The organism is Oceanobacillus senegalensis (assembly GCF_900176885.1).
In the GTDB taxonomy this organism is placed as follows: Bacteria; Bacillota; Bacilli; order Bacillales; family Amphibacillaceae; genus Oceanobacillus; species Oceanobacillus senegalensis.
In genome coordinates this window covers 3,487,238-3,507,030 of record NZ_LT839648.1, presented here as the reverse complement: position 1 = coordinate 3,507,030, position 19,793 = coordinate 3,487,238, and the positions used below count along the sequence as shown (strand labels likewise).

The following is a 19,793-nucleotide window of genomic DNA, read 5'->3' as shown; positions in this document are numbered from 1 at the left end:
TACCTTTTATTACTTTTTAAAATCCTTATTTGGTACCAGAGCAATTTAAAATAAATGATTTCTCCGTGATAGTTCACATACACCCCTTAAATCGGGTATAATAAAGAGAGAATGTTGAGGGGAATTTTGCTATGAGCTATCAAGCTTTATACCGCGTTTGGCGTCCAAGGAAATTTGAAGATGTAGCAGGACAAACACATATTACACGAACACTGCAAAATGCTATTGTTGAGCAGAAGTTTTCGCATGCCTACATTTTTTCTGGCCCAAGGGGTACCGGAAAGACGAGTGCTGCAAAAATATTTGCTAAGGCCATCAACTGTGAACAGGCACCAGTTAGAGAACCTTGTAATGAATGTGCTGCGTGCCGTGGTATTCAGGATGGTTCCATTTCAGATGTTATTGAGATTGATGCAGCATCGAATACCAGTGTAGATGATATTCGTGAAATACGAGAAAATGTAAAATACGCATCAAGTTCGGTTCCATATAAAGTGTACATTATTGACGAGGTACATATGATTTCGAATAATGCCTTTAATGCTCTATTAAAGACATTGGAGGAACCACCTAAGCATGTTGTGTTTATTTTAGCAACAACTGAGCCACATAAAATTCCGTTAACCATTCATTCCAGATGTCAGCGATTCGACTTTAAGCCAATTACAAACCAGGCTATAGTAAATCGTATGAAGTATATTTTGGAAAGGGAGAATGTGTCTGTTTCTGATGAAGCATTAGAAACCGTTGCCTTGGCAGCAGAAGGCGGAATGCGTGATGCTTTAAGTATATTGGATCAGGCTATCTCCTATAGTGAAGATGTTGTGGAATTAGATGACGTACTGGCTGTAACAGGTGGAGTTTCACAGGATGTTCTTACGGAAGTTGTTCAAGCAATGTTTGATAGAGATGTTCAAAAATCTATACAGTTATTAGATAAGATTATTCAAAATGGTAAAGATCCTGGGCGATTTGTTCATGATTTGATTTTCTTCATGCGTGACTTACTTTTGTATAAAAGTGCACCATCTCTTGAAGGACTTTTGGAAAGAGCTAGAGTAAATGAACCCTTTCAATCTTTAGCAGATATAGTGAGCAATGATTGGATTCAAGATGCAATTATACAGTTGAATCAGTGTCAGCAAGAAATGAAGTGGACGAACAGTCCAAAGATATTTATAGAAGTAGCGGTGTTAACGATTACCAATCGCTATAATGAGCCAGAACATACAGATTCTGTAGACTCGGAAGCAGTAATGCAATTAACGCAAAAGCTTTCCCGTTTAGAAAAAGAACTGGAACAATTAAGGCAAACTCCAGTAGCATCAGGAAATCAACCTGTTGCAACAAAAGAAAGAAAAAGACCAGCTAGAACAGGGAAGAACACTTATAAAATTCCATATGATCGTATAAGAGAAGTTTTAAAGCAAGCAGAAAAACAAGCCTTAAAACAGGTTCAGTCTGGGTGGGCTAATTTCTTAAGTAAGTTAAAGGGAATGAATGCCCCAGCGCATGCTACCATACAAGATAGTAAGCCGGCAGCTGCTTCGGATGAGGCACTTGTTGTTGCTTTCAAATATGAGATTCACTGTTCTTTATTTCTAGATCATAAAGATACCGTTGAATCCGTTCTTGCCAGTATTTTAAATAAACAACTAACCATCATACCAATTCCCGAGAAAGATTGGCAGGAATTACGAGCAGATTTCATTAATAAACATGAAGCAAGTGGGGAATCCACGTCAAAGAAAGATCAGTCTACCCCCCTTATTGATGAGGCTAAAAAGTTGTTTGGGGATGATTTGGTTGAAATTCATGAATAAAGAAGTGCAAAATTTACCTAGAATGAAATGAAGCTACTATACTGAAATTATGAAGGAGGTATTTCCATGAAGGGAAATATGAACAATATGATGAAGCAAATGCAAAAAATGCAAAAGAAAATGATGAAGGCACAGGATGAGCTACATGAAATGACGTTTGAAGCATCTGCTGGTGGCGGAATGGTTACTGTGATTGCAAATGGTAAAAAGGAAATTACAGATGTTCAAATTAAAGAAGAAGTAGTAGATCCAGATGATATCGAAATGCTTCAAGACTTAATTCTAGCTGCTACAAATGACGTATTAAAACAAATTGATGATAAAACAAATTCCACAATGGGGCAGTTTACGAAAGGTCTAAATATGCCTGGAATGTTCTAGGAGGCACACGATGTATTATCCAGAGCCAATTTCAAAACTGATAGACAGTTTTACAAAATTGCCAGGTATTGGACCTAAGACAGCTGTCCGCCTGGCCTTTTTTGTCATAAATATGAAAGATGATGATGTGATGGATTTTGCTAATGCGTTGGTAAATGCAAAACGTGAGTTAACACATTGCTCCGTTTGTGGACATATTACTGACCAAGATCCATGTGCGATATGTTCCGATGCATCTCGGGATAATTCCATTATTTGCGTTGTACAAGATCCAAAAGATGTTATCGCAATGGAGAAAATGAAAGAGTTCCGAGGAAGATACCATGTTCTACATGGTGCAATCTCTCCGATGGATGGTATTGGACCAGAAGATATAAATGTACCTGATTTAATTAATCGTTTGAAAGATGAAGAGGTAGAAGAGTTAATTCTCGCTACGAATCCTAATATAGAAGGGGAAGCAACGGCGATGTATATTTCTCGTCTTGTGAAACCATCAGGAATCCGCACAACGCGAATTGCCCATGGTTTACCTGTTGGTGGGGATTTGGAATATGCAGATGAAGTAACGCTTTCTAAAGCGTTAGAAGGTCGAAGAGATCTGTAGAAATTAGGTGAGTGCATGGGAAAGAAGTACAATAAAAACGAAATAGATATGGAATTAATAAAAAGTATTCACCAGTTAGAGTGCGAATGGAAACAAATCCAATCTATGATGAAAAGAAGCATTGAACCAATGGAGGGTGGATATATACTGGAGTCTCTTGCACAAGCAAAATATGTCTTCTTACTAAAGGAAGCAAGATATCGTAAGCTTCGTGCCTTTCATTGAAATACTAGATTGATAGTTTAGAAGAAAGCAAAGGGAAAAAACGCCCTTTGCTCTTTTTGTTCTTTTTTCTTTCTTTTCATCATACCTTTATTAATAAAGAGAGGATAAAAAGAGGGGTTGGTTATGTTGAGTTCCACACTCGTTATCACGATAATGGTTTCATTAATCATTATTTTATTGCTTGTCGGTGCACCAATAAAACCCATGCGCTTTATTGGACAAACTATTATTAAGCTAGGGATAGGAGTATTGTTCTTATTTTTTATTAATGTTTTTGGTGGAGCGATAGGACTTCATATCCCTATAAACCTATTTACTGCAGTAGTTGCTGGATTTTTAGGGTTATTTGGAGTGGCCTCCCTAACAGCCATACATCTATTTATTATGTAAGCCATGAATTAAAGTTTCAAAGTTTCTTTGTATATTTTCCGTTAGATTAGGAGATACTAGTTTCTAACGGAGGTGGGAATATGAAACAAACCAATTTTCATGAACGCTGTGGTATTTGTGAGGATGAAAAAGAAACAGGAATTCATTTGTACAACATGTTTATCTGCTCAGAATGTGAACATAATATTATTCATACAGAACCTAGAGAGGAAAAGTATAATTATTACTTGCATAAACTTAAAAACATTAGTAAACCGAAATTATATTCTTAATCCAAGTCTTTGCTTGCAAAGGCTTTTTTTCTTGTCTTAGTATAGGAATAATAGCGAAGGTTGTTCAAGAGGCCGGTAAAATGACACTGTAGATGGCCTTATACTAAAATTGTCCACGGTCTTGTGGGGAACCAGAAGTCACCTTATTCTGTGAAAGCCTGCTTTCCCGCTTCTCATGTACCTTTTAGCACAGATTAAGGGGAGAGTAGTAATACCCCCACCCCAAAAATGGTGGGAAAATGGAGACCTTTTAGGTGGGGGATTGGTTCGTTCAGGCCTACAGGACGTGGGTCTTAGGAGGCGCTGTAACGGACGTTGTGGCCTTAGCGGGACCGGTCCTTTTTATCCTCCTTTTGAACACCTAGTAGCAATAGAAATGGGGATATGTTATGAATCAAGGAAATACGCCATTATATAATAGATTAAAACAATTTAGAGAAAAAAATCCCATATCCTTTCATGTGCCAGGCCATAAGAATGGGGAAGTTTTTTTTAATGAGGCAAGAGAAGACTTTGAAAATATTCTACAACTGGATTTCACAGAGTTGACTGGACTAGATGATTTACATGCGCCAACCGGTGTCATTCAGGAATCCCAGGAATTAGCTGCGGAATTTTTCCATGCGGATGAAACCTTCTTCCTTGTTGGCGGTAGTACTTCTGGAAATTTAGCAATGATTTTAGCCTGCTGTCAAATTGGAGATAAAGTCATTGTGCAAAGGAATAGCCACAAATCTATCATGAATGCGCTGGAGCTAAGTGGAGCGGAGCCAATTTTTATTGCACCTGACTACGACTCTACGGTTGAGAGATATACTAATCCTAGGGTAGATGTGTTAAAAGAGGCTCTCCATAAGCATCCAGATGTAAAGGCAATTGTCCTAACTTACCCAGACTACTTTGGAAAAACCTATGATATAAAAAGAATGATAGATTTAGCGCATGAATGGGATGTTCCTGTTTTAGTGGATGAAGCTCATGGAGTTCATTTTTCCCTAGGATCTCCACTTCCATCATCTGCTCTATTATTGGGGGCAGATGTCGTTATACAATCGGCACATAAAATGGCCCCTGCGATGACACAAGGATCCTATTTACATATAAAAACGGATTTTCCCTTAAAAGACCGAATTGCTTATTACTTGCAAATGATACAATCTAGCAGTCCATCCTATCCAATAATGGCCTCATTGGATATAGCGAGAGCCTTTTTGGCTAACATTTCGCAATCCGAATTAGTAGAAATCAGGAATACAATTCTCCATGTAAGAACGATTTTAGAGGGTTGTAAGTGCTGGGAAGTTCTACCGTTGACAGAAAATAGTGATTTTTTAAAAATTACGTTACACGTGAAACATTTTTATTCAATTACAGATGTTGGAAATCTATTAGAAGAGGTAGGGTTATTTCCAGAACTAATAACAGATAATCAGATTTTGCTTATCTTTGGCTTAGCACCATATAAGCAATTAAATCGGCTGAAAAAAGCTGTAAAAACCATTAATGAACGATTAAAAAAAGATTCAATACATGCTACAATAGATATATCAAAGCTTTTTGCTACCCCTATTCAGCAATTAGCTTTAACTTACCAAGAAATGAATCAGTTAACATATAAACATGTCTCGTTTGAAGATGCCGTTGGTAAGGTGGCTGCTGAAGCAGTTATTCCGTATCCGCCCGGGATTCCTTTCATTTTAAAGGGGGAGCGGGTAATGGATGAACATATTCTTACGATTCAACATTTGATTTCACAGGGTGTTAAACTCCAGCAGAGAGAGCATGGTATGAAAGTATACTGTAATAATTAAGAAGGGGAACGTAAAGTTGAACGGACATTTTATTACATTTGAAGGCGGAGAAGGTGCTGGGAAAACAACGATTTTGCATAAAATGCAGAATAGGTTGGAATCATTAGGTTATGAAGTACTAGCAACACGCGAGCCGGGTGGTATTGAAATAGCAGAACAAATTAGAAATGTTATTTTGGATACCAATAATACAAATATGGAAGATCGTACAGAGGCTTTACTTTATGCTGCTGCAAGAAGACAACACTTAGTTGAAAAGATACTTCCAGCTTTAAAGGAAGGGAAAATAATACTATGTGATCGATTTATTGATAGCAGTTTAGCATATCAAGGCTTTGCACGTGGACTTGGAATTGATGAAGTATTTGCAATTAATCAATTTGCTATTGGGGGACAGATGCCAAACAAGACTCTATTTTTTGATATTAAGCCTGAGAAGGGACTTGAACGCATTGCATCTGATATGGATAGGGAAAAGAATCGTCTCGATCGAGAACACCTTTTATTTCATGAGCAAGTCTATAAAGGATATCAAATTCTTCTAGAAAGGTTCCCAGACCGTGTCCAAAAGATTAATGCGAATCAGCCGGTAGAACAGGTTGAAGAAGAGGCATTTAAATGTATACATTCCTATCTTGAAAATGAGGGATGATTGTGCACTGTTATTCCAAAATATCATATTCTATATTAGTTCATTGTACTACTGTTTTAATTGTATAAGGGAGGCTGAGATATGAAGCTAGTCATGGCTGTGGTTCAAGATAAGGACACAAATCGCCTAATTAATGCACTGGGTGAAAAGAACTTTCAATCCACAAAGCTTGCTTCTACAGGTGGCTTTTTAAAAGAAGGAAATACAACCATTATGATTGGTTGTAAAGATGAAAATGTGGATGAAGTCTTAGATATTATTAAAACCAATTGTTCTAACCGTGAGCAAATGGTTGCACCAATTTCACCAATGGGTGGGAATGCGGATTCTTATATTCCTAATCCAGTTAAGGTGGAAGTGGGTGGTGCTACTGTGTTTGTTCTGCCGATTGAATCATTTTATCAATTTTAAAGGATGTTCAAAAGGTCTGGTAACTTTTAAACTAAAAGGGGACGAAGCAAGTTGAAAATTACGAATGAAATGTAGAGACATACGGATACAACGTATCTGAAACAAGCTCCATCTGAAACAAAGTCCTTTCATAATATGCTTCAGTCCCAAACCGTTTTCCATAAGCAACAGGAAATCGATCATCTAATGAAAAATATTACGTTACAAGGAAATATATTATCACGTTCCCGAACATTTAAAGACTTGGTGAAATTTAACGTCTAGTTAAGTCCTTCATAGACGAAACGGTTTCTAGCGGATTAGAATTAGAAAAGAAGCACAGTTTTAGTATGAATGGAAGTCCTAGTATGACTATTGTTAAACAGATTGATGAGAAGTTGATGGAACTGACAGAGCAAATGATGAATCAAGAGGAAAAATCTATTCAAATTCTTGGTTTGATAGGTGAAATAAAAGGGTTGCTTATTAATTTGTATACGTAACTTAAATGGAAATGAGAATATGTCCTTTCATATGGAAGGGCATTTACGTATTGATAGAAGTATTCACTATCTCCTTTTGGACAAGTATTTGTATATAGAATGAAGGATGGGTACATATGAAAACATGGTCTGAAATGGAAGAAATACAGCCATTAGCCAGTAAAATAATTAAAAATAGCATTCGAAAAGGCCGTATTTCTCATGCGTATCTACTTCAGGGAGAGCGTGGTACAGGTAAGACAGATATTGCATTAATCATTGCAAAGGTTCTGTTTTGTGAACGATTAAATGGATCGGAAACTGAGCCGTGTCATGAATGTAGGAACTGTAAACGTATCTCTTCCCATAATCACCCAGATGTTCATTGGATTGAACCAGATGGAATGTCTATCAAAAAAGAACAAGTTGAGAAGTTACAAAAGGAATTTACCTATTCAGGGCTTGAATCCAATCAGAAGGTATACATTATTAAAGATGCTGATACTTTAACCGTAAATGCATCTAACCGGATTTTAAAGTTTTTAGAGGAACCTAGCAGGCAGACCACGGCTATTATGTTAACAGAAAATAGCCAGTCGATTTTACCTACCATCCGTTCCCGATGTCAGGTTATTGATTTGAAACCACTTAATCCGTTGTTATTTAAAGCGCAATTAGAGGAAAATGGATTAGATGCTGGGACTGCTTCATTAATGAGTGCACTTACCAATAATTTGCATGATGCAATAGAGTGGAATAAAGGTGAGTGGTTTGCAGAAGCGAGAAAATTAGTGGTACAATTAATAGAAATACTCTCAACTAGTCCTGACGACGTATATATATTTATTCACAGTCATTTGATACCTCACTTCAAAGATAGAAATGATCAGGAAAGAGGACTTGATTTGATATTATTAGCATTTAAGGACATTCTTTATTACCATCTTGGAAATGAGAGAGATCTTGTGTTCTTTGATTCAAACCATGTATTACTAGAAAAGGCAGCGATGACTTTTTCACAGGATCGATTAATGGATATATTAAATGCGATATTGTCTGCAAAAAGAAAATTGAAGCAGAATGTTCAACCAACCTTGGTGTTTGAACAACTAACGCTTCAAATGAAGAGGTGAAACAAATGATAGAAGTAATTGGTGTACGATTTAAAAAGGCGGGTAAAATATATTACTTTGACCCAGGGGAAGAAACAATAGACTTAAATAGCTATGTTATTGTGGAAACCATACGCGGGATAGAATTCGGTAAGGTGGTCATCCATAATAAAAAGGTTGATACGGAAGATGTAGTCCTACCACTTAAAAAGGTAATTCGGGTAGCGAATGAAAAGGACAAGTTAACTGTATTAGAGAATCAAGAAGAAGCCAAAAGAGCTTTCAATATATGCACAGATAAAATTAAAGATCATCAACTAGATATGAATCTAGTTGAAGTAGAATATACATTTGATCGGAATAAAATTATATTTTACTTTACTGCTGATGGACGTGTGGATTTCCGTGAACTAGTAAAAGATTTAGCGGCCATGTTTAAGACAAGGATTGAGCTACGTCAAATCGGAGTTAGGGATGAGGCTAAAATGCTTGGCGGTATAGGCCCTTGTGGGAGAATGTTATGCTGCTCTACATTTTTAGGAGACTTTGAGCCTGTTTCTATTAAAATGGCAAAGGATCAAAATCTTTCTTTAAATCCCGCAAAAATTTCTGGCTTATGTGGACGTTTAATGTGCTGTTTAAAATACGAAAATGATGAATATGAAACGGCAAAGCGTGAATTACCGGATATTGGGGAAGCTATAACCACACCATATGGGAAAGGGAAAGTTGTTGGATTAAATATTCTAGAAAGGCTAATCCAAATTGAAATTCCTGAAAAGGAACGTGTGATTGAGTATACATTAGATGAACTTATAGAAGAAGGAATTTTAGCGCAAGCCACAGAATGACGAGGTGAGTGGGCGTGAGGAATAGACAAATCTTTGACCAAGTGTCAGACATGGAAAAGCAAATTGGTGAGCTATATGAGCAATTAGGGGATCTAAAGCAGGAGTTAAGTGACCTCTTGGAGGAAAATCATCGACTTGCAATGGAAAACCATAATCTTAGGAACCATTTGGATATGCTCGGTGATGATACAAAGGAAATGAAAAATGAAAAGAAGCCGTCTCCCAAAAAGAAAAAGCTACCAAGTGAGGGTTACGATAATTTAGCTAGGTTGTATGATGAAGGTTTTCATATATGTAATTTGGAATTTGGAAGCCCTAGAAGAAATGAAGACTGTATGTTTTGCCTTGAATTCTTCGATAAGACGAAATAAGATCATACAATGAAACGGCAGTTTTTTAATCCGGCATACTTATCGCTTATAACATAAAGTGAAAGCAAGCTGTCTCACCTTAGAGGCAGCTTGCTTTACATTTAACGGGTATTAGTATGCTTTATCTTTTATGTGGTTACAGTTATTGCGCAATATCTATAGAATGCGCAGTAACCAGGCGAAGATAATCGGTGCATTAATACCGCTACGGAAATATACTACGCGCACCAAAGGCGGCTGACGAACCCTTCCTTGTCCTGTGGGAAAGGCACGTGTCTAGACCTGAGCGGGAAGTGGTTTTCTTCTGAGGAGTCTGAAACCGTGCCCTAAGGTGTGCGACTGTCCGTAACGCAAATCAACATGCAAAGAAATTAAGTTATTGCACATCATCCTTCAAATGTGAAAGGAAATTGATGTAATCGGCGATTTATTAAATGGAACATGATACATGAAACAACTTGAATATAAGGAGTAGAACAGGAGAGAGCGATGGTACAACTATACGATGATGAAAGAATTGACCTTTTATTAGCGGATGAAAGCATGCGTATTATTCAAAGTCCGACAGCATTTGCATTTTCACTTGATGCAGTGATGTTAGGCCATTTTGCATCTGTCCCTAAGAAAAGAGGGGAGATATTAGACTTATGCACTGGTAATGGGGCTGTTTCCTTACTATTATCGAGAAGAACAGAAGCCAGGATAACAGGGGTAGAGATACAGGAGCGTATCTTTAGTATGGCTAAGCGTAATATTGAATTGAATAACCTCGAAGGCCAGCTCCGCTTCATACATGGTGATTTAAAAGAAATGAAACCTATCTTAGGGCATAGCTCATTTGATGTAGTGACGTGTAATCCTCCATATTTTCGGACACCCTCTAAAAAGGTCCAAAATCAGAATGACTATTTAACGATAGCAAGACACGAGGTGTACTGCACCTTAGAGGATGTAGTAAAGGCCTGTAAGCTACATGTTAAACCAGGAGGTAAAGTGTCGATGGTCCATAGGCCAAGTCGTCTAATAGATATCATCAGTCTATTTAGAAAATACAAATTGGAACCAAAGCGCATGCAGCTTGTATATCCTAAAAAGGGAAAAGAAGCAAACATGCTATTAATCGAGGGAATTCGTGATGGTAATGTAGATTTAAAGGTCTTGTCCCCATTATATATTTATAATCACGATGGTACTTATACAAAGGAAGCTGAGGAAATAATTTATGGATGAAAGACAACACACCGTTTATATTTTAAAATGTGGAGATGACTCCTTATATACTGGTTATACAAATGACTTAGAACATCGTTTGGAAATGCATAGAGAAGGAAAAGGTGCTAAATATACTAGAGGTAGGGGCCCTTTTAAAGTTGTCTATATAGAGAAGTTTGAAACGAAGGAAGAAGCGATGAGAAAGGAATATCAAATTAAACAATTAGAACGAAAAGGAAAATTACTCCTCATTCGGAATTGGCTGAAAGAAGTGATGCAAAATGAAGATACAAAAGAGCTTTGATGATAAATCTACTGGGACTTTATATGTGGTGCCAACACCAATCGGCAATTTAGAGGATATCACATATCGTTCGTTGAATATACTCAAGTCAGTGTCTGTTATTGCTGCGGAAGATACAAGAAATACAAAGAAGCTCCTTACTCACTTTGACATTCATGTACCGCTTATCAGTTACCATGAACACAGTAAAAAGGCTAGAGAAAGTCAGTTATTGGAGCGGATGGAAAACGGAGAATCTATAGCAATTGTTAGTGATGCAGGAATGCCTGCGATTTCAGATCCTGGCTTCGATTTGGTCTATTCTGCATTGGAAGAGGATTTAAATGTTGTTGTGTTACCAGGTGCCAATGCAGCATTATGTGCATTAGTCGGATCAGGCCTGCCTACGAATGAGTTTTACTTTTATGGTTTTCTACCGAGAAAGAAAAAAGAAAAGGAAGCGGAGTTAAATCGACTACATGCTGTAAATGCAACATTACTCTTTTATGAATCTCCTTATAGGGTAAAGGAAACGTTACGTACCATGTATCACGTTTTAGGAAATAGAAAAGCAGTTGCCGCCCGAGAGTTAACAAAGCGCTTTGAGGAATTTGCCCGTGGAACGTTGGAAGAACTAATGCAATGGGCAGATGACCGTGAATTAAAAGGTGAGTTTTGTCTTATTGTCAATGGGAATGACAAAGCGGTAGAAGAAGAGAAGGCCAATTGGTGGAGTAATTTATCGGTAAATGACCATGTAAAGTATTATATCAAACAGGGACTTACAAGTAAGGAGGCTATTAAACAAGTAGCTAATGATAGGAAGTCTCCTAAGCGGGAAATATATCAAGAATATCATGTGAAATAAAAAGTAAGGGAGACCAATCAAACATTAAAGTGCGAAAATAAAAAAAGAGCCGACGTGCTATCGCAAGCATCGGCTCTCTTTATGACTTTTATGATTTATCTTATTTTAACAGATAATTTTTGTTATTGTAAATAGAGTTTTAAAAAATTTACATTATCTTAACAAAACTATTTTCATAGAATATGCAATTTAGAGGCTTATGATTAGGGAGTTCGGGCAATAATTATATTGCACAGTATTTGGCAAATTCCGTTAAAATGGCTACAATAGAAATAGTTTATTTATTAAAGAAGGTTGTCGATTTTTAGGAGGTAGCAGTATGCCAGAGGATAAGAAGACGTTTTATATAACAACACCAATCTATTACCCAAGTGGAAATTTACATATTGGCCATGCATACTCAACCGTTGCAGGTGATGCAATGGCGAGATATAAGCGCATGCGTGGTTATGATGTAATGTATTTAACTGGAACGGACGAGCATGGACAGAAAATACAAAAAAAGGCAGAAGAAAAAGGGGTATCTCCACAGGAATATGTCGATGAAATTGTCGACGGTATTCAGGATTTGTGGAAAAAACTTAAGATATCTAATGATGATTTTATTCGTACTACACAAGAACGCCATAAAAGAGTTGTAGAGAAAATATTTGATCGACTGGTTCAACAAGGTGATATTTACCTAGATGAATATGAGGGCTGGTATTGTACATCTTGTGAATCATTTTTTACCGAACGGCAATTAGATGATGGAAACTGTCCAGATTGTGGCGGCCATGTTGATAAAGTAAAAGAAGAATCTTACTTCTTTAAAATGAGTAAATATGTTGATCGACTGATTCAATACTATGAAGATAATCCAGAATTTATCCAACCTGAAAGTCGAAAAAATGAAATGTTAAGTAACTTTATCAAACCAGGATTAGAAGACCTAGCTGTATCTAGAACTTCTTTTGACTGGGGAATTAAAGTCCCAGGAAATCCTAAGCATGTTATTTATGTATGGGTGGATGCACTAACAAACTATATTACAGCACTTGGCTATGGTTCGGATAATGAAGAGAAGTTTAAAAAATATTGGCCAGCAAATGTTCATTTAATGAGTAAGGAAATTGTACGTTTCCACACTATTTATTGGCCTATTATTTTAATGGCATTAGACTTACCATTACCTAAAAAGGTATTTGCTCATGGATGGATTTTGATGAAAGACGGAAAAATGTCCAAATCAAAAGGAAATGTCGTCGATCCAGTAAGTTTAATTGATCGTTATGGACTAGATGCTTTACGTTATTACTTATTACGTGAAGTTCCATTCGGTTCAGATGGCGTATTTACGCCAGAAGGCTTTGTAGAACGTACAAACTATGATTTAGCTAATGATTTAGGTAATTTATTGAATCGTACCGTTGCAATGATTCAAAAGTATTTTGATGGTGAAATACCTGCATTTAAGGTATCAGAAACAGAAGTGGATGCGTCTTTAGAAGAATTTACGAAGGAATCTATTAGGAAAGTGGAAGATGCCATGGAAGACATGCAGTTTTCAGTTGCTCTTTCATCATTATGGCAATTAATAAGTCGTACCAATAAATATATTGATGAAACACAACCATGGGTACTTGCTAAGGATGAAGCAAGTAAAGAACGATTAGGAAATGTCATGGCACATTTAGCGGAGTCTATACGCAAAACTGCAGTTATGCTTCAACCGTTCTTAACAGAGGCACCTAGCGAAATCTTCCGACAGCTAAATATTACCGACGAATCCCTAAAAGTATGGGATAGTATTTATACAGATGGTCAAATTCCAGTGGGTACGAAGGTGCAAAAGGGGAATCCTATTTTCCCAAGATTGGACGTTGAGAAAGAAGTAGAAGCAATTAAATCTATGATGAAGCGACCTGCAGTGGAAGAAGAATCGAAAAAACAAGTGGACGAGAAAAAAGAACAAATCGTATACGACGATTTTATGAAGGTAGATATGCGTGTTGGAGAAGTAATCGATGCACAGAAGGTTAAAAGAGCAGATAAACTACTAAAAATACAATTAGATTTAGGTACAGAAAAAAGACAAATTGTTTCAGGAATTGCCAAGTACTACAAGCCAGAAGAATTAGTAGGGAAAAAAGTAATCTGTGTTACGAACCTAAAACCTGTCAAATTACGCGGTGAAATGTCGGAAGGAATGATTTTATCAGGTGAGGATGAAAACGGAAATCTATCCTTAGCTACTGTAGAATCGTCCTTACCAAATGGATCTGTCGTTAAATAATAAAAAGTTAAAAGAGGGATAGTGTGTTATTCGATACTCATGTGCATTTAAATGCAAGACAATTTATAGAGGATCGTGATGAAACGATAAAGCGGGCGTTTGATGCTAATGTTAAATATATGACAGTGGTGGGATTTGACCGTGAAACGATACCATTAGCAATTGAGATTGCAGAACAAAATGAAACAATCTATGCAGCAGTAGGCTGGCATCCAGTAGATGCGATTGATATGACAGATGAAGATTTAAGATGGATTGAGGAATTATCCAGCCATCCTAAAGTTGTGGCCATAGGAGAAATGGGACTTGATTATCATTGGGATAAGTCACCGAAAGGTATTCAAAAAGATGTCTTTCGTAAGCAAATTCAGTTAGCAAAGAAAGTTAACATGCCAATTATTATTCATAATAGAGAAGCAACAGAGGATATTATTCAAATTTTACAAGAAGAAAATGCCGAAGAAGTTGGAGGCATTATGCATTGCTACAATGATTCTGTTGACTATGTTGAAGCATGTCTTGATATGAATTTCTATATCTCTTTAGGAGGCCCTGTTACTTTTAAAAACGCTCCATTACCAAAGGAAGTGGCGAAGCAAGTTCCAGCTGACCGCTTATTAGTTGAAACGGATGCACCGTTTTTAGCACCACATCCAAATCGAGGAAAGCGAAATGAACCAGCATATGTGAAGCTAGTAGCAGAAAAGATTGCTGAACTAAGAGGAGTGTCATTCGAGGAAATTAGTCAAATTACAACAAATAATGCATTCCGATTCTTTGGAATTAGTGAAACATAATTGTAAAATTTGGAGGGAAATCTACTATTTTTCTATAAAACCTATATGTTTTGATTTAAAATAAGGGGAAACCGATTGGATATCCCCTTATTTTTTTCGTTTTTAGTGTCTCTTGCAACCCGTTTATATCAATGCCTCACCACGAAAATAGAAAATGATGTAATGGAATTGTAAAACAATCGTAATAGGAAAAGCATTTACTTTAATCATTTCTGTTACTATAATCTATCATATCAAAGGGGGCAAGGAGCATGAGATATATTTCAAAGCTATTGCCGGCGTCGAAAATGAAGCTGGTAGTTTCTAGTATAGGTTTTCTTGCACTAGTTATTTTCACCAGTATTGTTATTTATGAATTTACGAAGACTGAAGTAGTGCTAAAGGACAACGGCGAAAATAAAACAGTAAACACCCATAAGGATACTGTTGGCGAGCTACTGAAAGAAGTAGGGATATCCGTTGGTAAAAACGATCAGTTGTCACATGACTTAAGTACAGAAATTGAGAACGGTATGATAATTGATTATGATACGGCTAATCAGATTACTTTAGTGGTGGATGGTCAATCCAATACATATTATTCAACTGCTGATACAGTCGGGGGATTTTTTGAGGAAGAAAATCTGTCATTCTCTGAGCATGATGATATATCATTAAAGAACACAGATAAAATCGAACATGATTTGCAGATAGATGTTACAAAAGCTTTTGATGTTGCAATCAACGATGGTGGGGAAGAACAGGTTATTAAAACGACGGGCGGTACAATACAGAGTCTGCTAAAGCAGAATGGTATTACCATTGATGAAGATGACAGAGTTAAGCCTGCGTTAGAAGAAAAGGTAACGAAAGACACTTCCATTGAAATAGTTCGTGTAGAAGTACAAGAAGAGGTAATAGAAGAAAAAGTTACATTTGAAACAGAAACCAAAGAAGATAATTCTCTATTAAAAGGAACAGAGAAGGTTATTAGAGAAGGAAAAGAAGGTAAAGTTGTTAATACATATGAAATTACACTAGAGAACGGTGAAGAAGTAGAACGTAAATTATTAGATACAGAAGTTAAAGAGGAACCAGTTAAACGTATAGTTGCAGTAGGTACGAAAAAACCTAAAGCAAGTGTTGCTACTTTATCTACTTCAACGGATAGTAGTAATCATTCAGGAGGAAAGACGCTTAACATGAAAGCTAGCGCATTTACAGCAAGCTGTAGTGGATGTTCCGGCTATACTGCAACAGGTATCAATCTGAAGTCCAATCCAAGTAAAAAGGTAATTGCCGTGGATCCTAATGTTATTCCACTAGGTACAAGAGTTTGGGTTGAGGGTTATGGTGAAGCAATTGCTGGAGATACTGGAGGACATATTAAAGGTAGTCGAATTGATATACATGTCCCAAATAAATCACAAGCTTATCAATGGGGCGTTCGTAATGTTCAAGTGAAAATTCTTGATTAAGATGTATGTAAGTTATATGCTCTTACCATGCTAATGGTAGGAGCTTTTTACGTATGATTGGCTGTTTTCTATTTATATTGTTGGAGGAAGAAAAGTGAAAATTAAAGAAGTTATTGTGGTGGAAGGACGGGATGATACTGCACGTATTAAGTTAGCTGTTGATGCAGATACCATTGAAACAAATGGTTCGGCAATCAATAAGGATATTCTGGCACAGATTAAACATGCCAAAGAAAAGCGTGGTGTCATTATTTTTACCGACCCAGACTATCCAGGTAAACGAATAAGACATATCATTGATAACCATATCCCAGGTTGTAAGCATGCGTTTCTAACACAAGATGCAGCAAGAGCCGCAAACCCTCATAATAAAAGCCTTGGAATTGAACATGCTTCCATTCAAGCGATACAAAGGGCCTTAGCAGATGTTTATGAATTAACAGAGCAAACGAAGAGTGAAATTACCCAGAAAGATCTTATTAATCATGGCTTAATTGGAACAACTAAGGCAAGCCAACGACGGGATCGATTGGGAGAAATCCTCCAAATCGGTCATACGAATGGAAAACAACTACTGAAACGACTAACAGTTTTTCAAATTTCAAAGGAACAATTTGATCAAGCAATAATAACGTTAATGCAGGAGGAACAGAATGACGAATTATATCGCAACACCGACTCGAACAAAAGCAATACTAAATAAATATGGATTTTCATTTAAAAAGAGTTTGGGTCAAAACTTTTTAATCGATGTCAATGTCCTTCGAAATATAATAAAGCATGCAGGAATTGATAAGCAAGCAGGTGTTATTGAAATAGGCCCAGGAATTGGTGCACTTACCGAGCAATTAGCGATCCATGCGGATAAAGTGGTTGCATTTGAAATTGACCAACGTTTATTGCCTATATTGAAGGATACGCTTCATGGTTATAATAATTTTGAGTTGATTCATCAGGATATATTAAAAGCTGATGTAGTTCAAGTCATACGCAAACACTTTACCAAGGAACAGAATATCCATGTTGTAGCAAATTTGCCATATTATATTACGACACCAATTCTTATGAAATTGGTACGTGATAAATTGCCGGTTTCCAGTATAACGGTAATGATTCAGAAGGAAGTTGCAGAACGTATGGCAGCCCAGCCGAATACAAAAAGTTATGGGTCATTAACCATTGCCCTTCAGTATTATACGGAAGCGGAGGTCGCTATGCCTGTTCCTAAAAGTGTGTTCATGCCGCAGCCAAATGTAGACTCTGCTATTTTAAAATTGGAAATGAGAGAGCGTCCACCCGTTCATGTAGAGGATGAAGATTTCTTTTTCAATATCGTAAAAGCAAGCTTTGCTCAACGTAGAAAAACGTTACAAAATAACTTAAAGAGTTATTTTAAGGATAGGTATGATAAAGATGTTATCCATAATGTCCTAGAAAAGTCAGGTATTGATGGAAAAAGGCGTGGGGAGTCTTTGGATATTGGGGAATTTGCTCGCTTGGCAAATACATTCTTTAAAGAAACGAAGTAATAAATAATTATCCTAATATCTGCTAACCCATAATTGACCTTTATTTAATTAAAAGGTTACTAGGCTATACGCACATAATACATTTTCGCTCATAGTTTATAGGAGGAATGCTTTCATCCTTTATGAAGGCTGTGAGGTGAATGTATGAGCTTTTCAAATGGAACCCTTGTAACGAGGAAATCCTATAATCATGATTTATTGTTTCGTATAGCAACTATAAAGAATAATATCGCACAACTGTATGGTGAGGATTTTCGATTAGAGGTCGATGCTCCAGTTGATGACCTGTCAAAGATTGAGGAGAGGGATTTAGAAAAAAGAAAGCAAAGAGAAAAAGAAAAAGAAGAATTTTCTTATCGTCTTTTTCGGCAGGATTATCAACTTATGAAAGAAAAAAGAGATTATCAGGCTTCTGATGGTTATCATCATTATGCAAAGTATTTTCAACTCCCTGCCAAGGTTCTTCATTTGGATGGAGATCAAATGTACTTAAGAAAATGTATTGAGCTTTATCATCGATTGGGCCTTCAAGTACATGGAGTGCATTTATATGAGAAAGATATGCCAAGTGAGATCGGTTCACTGGTAGAGAGAATTCAACCAGATATTATTGTTATTACAGGACATGATTCCTACTCAAAAAATAAGGGAAAAAAATATGATCTTCGCGCATATAGGCATTCGAAATACTTTGCTGAAACTGTACGAGAGGCTAGACGTATCAATCCAAGTCTTGATCAGCTAGTTATATTTGCCGGTGCATGTCAATCACACTTTGAATCTTTGATACGTGCAGGGGCTAATTTTGCAAGTTCCCCATTTCGGATAAATATTCATGCATTGGACCCTGTCTATATTGCTGCTAAAATTGCCTATACTTCATTCATGGAGAGTGTAAGTGTGTGGGATGCTTTACGAAATACAATGACTGGTGAAAAAGGTATGGGGGGCGTAGAGACGAGAGGTTTATTACGCACAGGCATGCCATATATGAAAGATGAAGAAAATGAAGAAGAGAATGACAAAGGGAAACCTTACTCCTAAAAAAGGAGAAAGGTTTCCTTTTTTTATAGGGAAAATAGTAAAACATTTTACGCATTTTCCTTTTTCATTATTATTATCATTTGTAACTAAATTAGAAAATCTATACATAAATTACTAAGTTTGACAAATAATATAAAAAGTAGACAGTAATCCTTGTTGACAGTAAAAAACACCTCTTGGTATAATGTTAAGTTTTGACTGTTATACAAGTATATGATATACTATAACTAGTGAGGTGGAGTGTATTGGCTAAAACATTAATCGAAATTAAGCAAGGTCTTGAGGGACAGGTTGGTAGAAGGCTGAAATTGAAAGCTAATGGTGGAAGAAGAAAGACGATTGAACGCCAAGGAACATTAGCAGAAACATATCCTTCTGTCTTTATTGTTGAACTAGATCAAGACGAAAATGCATTCGAACGTGTTTCATACAGCTATGCCGACGTTCTAACGGAAACTGTAGAAATCAACTTTTTAGAAGATCGTAATACATCAATGATTTAATCTGAAAACAGTGGACAATCCCAAGTCTACTGTTTTTTCTTTATATCTCATTCGTACATATTATTTTGTACAAGGGAGGAAAAAAATAAACATTAATTTTTTAAGATTTTTACCCCTCTTGTATGATATTTCCAGTTTTTAATTTAATCATTTTACATAACCTATTCATGTCGTAAATTATACCTTTAAGGGGATGACTTTCATGGCTAGGCGAAAAGGAATCATGTCAGACCGAATGAAAGAAGAAATTGCCAAGGAATTAGGGTTTTACGACACGGTACAGCAGGAAGGCTGGGGTGGCATTAAAGCAAGAGATGCCGGCAACATGGTAAAGCGAGCTATTGAGATAGCACAACAGAACATGAATGAAAAAGGCAATTCCTAATTTAGGAGTTGTCTTTTTTCAATATAGTTAATATAGTAAACGTGACGATTTGATTGACTGTTTATGTATTTAA

Annotated in this window: 25 protein-coding genes; all 25 read left to right on the top strand. The window is 36.6% G+C overall.

The window, feature by feature from the left end; all coding sequences use genetic code 11:
* The first annotated feature begins 131 nt into the window (after nt 1–131).
* The 25 genes from dnaX to CAO17_RS16885 all read left to right on the top strand — a co-directional run bounded on the left by dnaX (nt 132) and on the right by CAO17_RS16885 (nt 19,720).
* Nucleotides 132–1,823: a DNA polymerase III subunit gamma/tau gene (gene dnaX / locus CAO17_RS17000; protein WP_085993765.1), complete on the top strand. Its 1,692-nt coding sequence runs from the start codon at nt 132–134 to the stop codon at nt 1,821–1,823.
* A 66-nt stretch (nt 1,824–1,889) separates the two neighbouring features.
* Nucleotides 1,890–2,204, top strand: coding sequence for a YbaB/EbfC family nucleoid-associated protein (locus tag CAO17_RS16995; protein WP_085993764.1), 315 nt, complete (start codon nt 1,890–1,892; stop codon nt 2,202–2,204).
* Nucleotides 2,205–2,214: 10 nt separating this feature from the next.
* Nucleotides 2,215–2,811: a recombination mediator RecR gene (recR, locus tag CAO17_RS16990; RefSeq protein WP_085993763.1), complete on the top strand. Its 597-nt coding sequence runs from the start codon at nt 2,215–2,217 to the stop codon at nt 2,809–2,811.
* 15 nt (nt 2,812–2,826) lie between these two features.
* Nucleotides 2,827–3,036: a DUF2508 family protein gene (locus CAO17_RS16985; RefSeq protein WP_085993762.1), complete on the top strand. Its 210-nt coding sequence runs from the start codon at nt 2,827–2,829 to the stop codon at nt 3,034–3,036.
* Between the two features lie 126 nt (nt 3,037–3,162).
* The gene (locus CAO17_RS16980) at nt 3,163–3,426 is read left to right on the top strand and encodes a pro-sigmaK processing inhibitor BofA family protein (protein ID WP_085994540.1); all 264 of its coding nucleotides are present in this window, start codon (nt 3,163–3,165) and stop codon (nt 3,424–3,426) included.
* 80 nt (nt 3,427–3,506) lie between these two features.
* A complete protein-coding gene (locus CAO17_RS16975) occupies nt 3,507–3,698 on the top strand; it encodes a sigma factor G inhibitor Gin (protein WP_085993761.1) in 192 nt (63 codons plus the stop codon).
* Between the two features lie 389 nt (nt 3,699–4,087).
* Nucleotides 4,088–5,509 carry an aminotransferase class I/II-fold pyridoxal phosphate-dependent enzyme gene (locus tag CAO17_RS16970; protein ID WP_085993760.1) on the top strand — a complete coding sequence of 474 codons (1,422 nt, stop codon included), beginning with the start codon at nt 4,088–4,090 and terminating at the stop codon, nt 5,507–5,509.
* Nucleotides 5,510–5,525: 16 nt separating this feature from the next.
* Nucleotides 5,526–6,161, top strand: coding sequence for a dTMP kinase (gene tmk / locus CAO17_RS16965; protein ID WP_085993759.1), 636 nt, complete (start codon nt 5,526–5,528; stop codon nt 6,159–6,161).
* Nucleotides 6,162–6,242: 81 nt separating this feature from the next.
* The gene (locus CAO17_RS16960) at nt 6,243–6,572 is read left to right on the top strand and encodes a cyclic-di-AMP receptor (RefSeq protein ID WP_085993758.1); all 330 of its coding nucleotides are present in this window, start codon (nt 6,243–6,245) and stop codon (nt 6,570–6,572) included.
* Between the two features lie 135 nt (nt 6,573–6,707).
* A complete protein-coding gene (locus tag CAO17_RS21960) occupies nt 6,708–6,836 on the top strand; it encodes a hypothetical protein (RefSeq protein ID WP_281252944.1) in 129 nt (42 codons plus the stop codon).
* A gap of 11 nt (nt 6,837–6,847) precedes the next feature.
* On the top strand, nt 6,848–7,054 hold the full coding sequence (locus CAO17_RS21955; RefSeq protein WP_281252966.1) for a DUF327 family protein: 207 nt from the start codon (nt 6,848–6,850) through the stop codon (nt 7,052–7,054).
* A gap of 116 nt (nt 7,055–7,170) precedes the next feature.
* Nucleotides 7,171–8,166 carry a DNA polymerase III subunit delta' gene (holB, locus tag CAO17_RS16950; RefSeq protein ID WP_085993757.1) on the top strand — a complete coding sequence of 332 codons (996 nt, stop codon included), beginning with the start codon at nt 7,171–7,173 and terminating at the stop codon, nt 8,164–8,166.
* Between the two features lie 5 nt (nt 8,167–8,171).
* A complete protein-coding gene (locus CAO17_RS16945) occupies nt 8,172–8,996 on the top strand; it encodes a PSP1 domain-containing protein (RefSeq protein ID WP_085993756.1) in 825 nt (274 codons plus the stop codon).
* Between the two features lie 14 nt (nt 8,997–9,010).
* Entirely contained in the window at nt 9,011–9,367 is a 357-nt protein-coding gene (gene yabA, locus CAO17_RS16940) for a DNA replication initiation control protein YabA (protein WP_085993755.1), read from the top strand.
* A gap of 489 nt (nt 9,368–9,856) precedes the next feature.
* Nucleotides 9,857–10,597, top strand: a complete 741-nt coding sequence (locus tag CAO17_RS16935) for a tRNA1(Val) (adenine(37)-N6)-methyltransferase (protein ID WP_085993754.1) — start codon at nt 9,857–9,859, stop codon at nt 10,595–10,597.
* Nucleotides 10,590–10,883 (top strand): GIY-YIG nuclease family protein, encoded by a 294-nt coding sequence (locus CAO17_RS16930; protein WP_085993753.1) that lies wholly within the window; start codon nt 10,590–10,592, stop codon nt 10,881–10,883. The genes CAO17_RS16935 and CAO17_RS16930 overlap by 8 nt, the downstream gene beginning before the upstream one ends.
* Nucleotides 10,861–11,730, top strand: coding sequence for a 16S rRNA (cytidine(1402)-2'-O)-methyltransferase (gene rsmI / locus CAO17_RS16925; RefSeq protein WP_085993752.1), 870 nt, complete (start codon nt 10,861–10,863; stop codon nt 11,728–11,730). Before CAO17_RS16930 ends, rsmI begins: the two co-directional genes overlap by 23 nt.
* 319 nt (nt 11,731–12,049) lie before the next feature.
* On the top strand, nt 12,050–14,005 hold the full coding sequence (gene metG, locus CAO17_RS16920; RefSeq protein ID WP_085993751.1) for a methionine--tRNA ligase: 1,956 nt from the start codon (nt 12,050–12,052) through the stop codon (nt 14,003–14,005).
* A 23-nt stretch (nt 14,006–14,028) separates the two neighbouring features.
* Complete coding sequence (locus CAO17_RS16915; RefSeq protein WP_085993750.1) at nt 14,029–14,802, top strand: TatD family hydrolase; 774 nt, start codon at nt 14,029–14,031, stop codon at nt 14,800–14,802.
* Between the two features lie 251 nt (nt 14,803–15,053).
* Nucleotides 15,054–16,259 (top strand): resuscitation-promoting factor, encoded by a 1,206-nt coding sequence (locus tag CAO17_RS16910; protein WP_085993749.1) that lies wholly within the window; start codon nt 15,054–15,056, stop codon nt 16,257–16,259.
* Between the two features lie 94 nt (nt 16,260–16,353).
* Nucleotides 16,354–16,962, top strand: a complete 609-nt coding sequence (gene rnmV / locus CAO17_RS16905; protein WP_085993748.1) for a ribonuclease M5 — start codon at nt 16,354–16,356, stop codon at nt 16,960–16,962.
* The gene (gene rsmA, locus CAO17_RS16900; protein WP_085993747.1) at nt 16,913–17,788 is read left to right on the top strand and encodes a 16S rRNA (adenine(1518)-N(6)/adenine(1519)-N(6))-dimethyltransferase RsmA; all 876 of its coding nucleotides are present in this window, start codon (nt 16,913–16,915) and stop codon (nt 17,786–17,788) included. Before rnmV ends, rsmA begins: the two co-directional genes overlap by 50 nt.
* 144 nt (nt 17,789–17,932) lie before the next feature.
* The gene (gene yabG / locus CAO17_RS16895) at nt 17,933–18,832 is read left to right on the top strand and encodes a sporulation peptidase YabG (protein ID WP_085993746.1); all 900 of its coding nucleotides are present in this window, start codon (nt 17,933–17,935) and stop codon (nt 18,830–18,832) included.
* Nucleotides 18,833–19,077: 245 nt separating this feature from the next.
* Nucleotides 19,078–19,335: a biofilm formation stimulator Veg gene (veg, locus tag CAO17_RS16890; protein ID WP_085993745.1), complete on the top strand. Its 258-nt coding sequence runs from the start codon at nt 19,078–19,080 to the stop codon at nt 19,333–19,335.
* Between the two features lie 202 nt (nt 19,336–19,537).
* Nucleotides 19,538–19,720 carry a small, acid-soluble spore protein, alpha/beta type gene (locus CAO17_RS16885; protein ID WP_085993744.1) on the top strand — a complete coding sequence of 61 codons (183 nt, stop codon included), beginning with the start codon at nt 19,538–19,540 and terminating at the stop codon, nt 19,718–19,720.
* The last annotated feature ends 73 nt before the right edge of the window (nt 19,721–19,793 follow it).

What these genes read in the sequence shown, in the direction of transcription:
- dnaX (WP_085993765.1), top strand. Translation starts at nt 132, where the DNA reads ATGAGCTATCAAGCTTTATACCGCGTTTGGCGTCCAAGGAAATTTGAA.
- CAO17_RS16995 (WP_085993764.1), top strand. Translation starts at nt 1,890, where the DNA reads ATGAAGGGAAATATGAACAATATGATGAAGCAAATGCAAAAAATGCAA.
- recR (WP_085993763.1), top strand. Translation starts at nt 2,215, where the DNA reads ATGTATTATCCAGAGCCAATTTCAAAACTGATAGACAGTTTTACAAAA.
- CAO17_RS16985 (WP_085993762.1), top strand. Translation starts at nt 2,827, where the DNA reads ATGGGAAAGAAGTACAATAAAAACGAAATAGATATGGAATTAATAAAA.
- CAO17_RS16975 (WP_085993761.1), top strand. Translation starts at nt 3,507, where the DNA reads ATGAAACAAACCAATTTTCATGAACGCTGTGGTATTTGTGAGGATGAA.
- CAO17_RS16970 (WP_085993760.1), top strand. Translation starts at nt 4,088, where the DNA reads ATGAATCAAGGAAATACGCCATTATATAATAGATTAAAACAATTTAGA.
- CAO17_RS16960 (WP_085993758.1), top strand. Translation starts at nt 6,243, where the DNA reads ATGAAGCTAGTCATGGCTGTGGTTCAAGATAAGGACACAAATCGCCTA.
- CAO17_RS21960 (WP_281252944.1), top strand. Translation starts at nt 6,708, where the DNA reads ATGCTTCAGTCCCAAACCGTTTTCCATAAGCAACAGGAAATCGATCAT.
- holB (WP_085993757.1), top strand. Translation starts at nt 7,171, where the DNA reads ATGAAAACATGGTCTGAAATGGAAGAAATACAGCCATTAGCCAGTAAA.
- CAO17_RS16945 (WP_085993756.1), top strand. Translation starts at nt 8,172, where the DNA reads ATGATAGAAGTAATTGGTGTACGATTTAAAAAGGCGGGTAAAATATAT.
- CAO17_RS16935 (WP_085993754.1), top strand. Translation starts at nt 9,857, where the DNA reads ATGGTACAACTATACGATGATGAAAGAATTGACCTTTTATTAGCGGAT.
- CAO17_RS16930 (WP_085993753.1), top strand. Translation starts at nt 10,590, where the DNA reads ATGGATGAAAGACAACACACCGTTTATATTTTAAAATGTGGAGATGAC.
- rsmI (WP_085993752.1), top strand. Translation starts at nt 10,861, where the DNA reads ATGAAGATACAAAAGAGCTTTGATGATAAATCTACTGGGACTTTATAT.
- metG (WP_085993751.1), top strand. Translation starts at nt 12,050, where the DNA reads ATGCCAGAGGATAAGAAGACGTTTTATATAACAACACCAATCTATTAC.
- CAO17_RS16910 (WP_085993749.1), top strand. Translation starts at nt 15,054, where the DNA reads ATGAGATATATTTCAAAGCTATTGCCGGCGTCGAAAATGAAGCTGGTA.
- rsmA (WP_085993747.1), top strand. Translation starts at nt 16,913, where the DNA reads ATGACGAATTATATCGCAACACCGACTCGAACAAAAGCAATACTAAAT.
- yabG (WP_085993746.1), top strand. Translation starts at nt 17,933, where the DNA reads ATGAGCTTTTCAAATGGAACCCTTGTAACGAGGAAATCCTATAATCAT.
- CAO17_RS16885 (WP_085993744.1), top strand. Translation starts at nt 19,538, where the DNA reads ATGGCTAGGCGAAAAGGAATCATGTCAGACCGAATGAAAGAAGAAATT.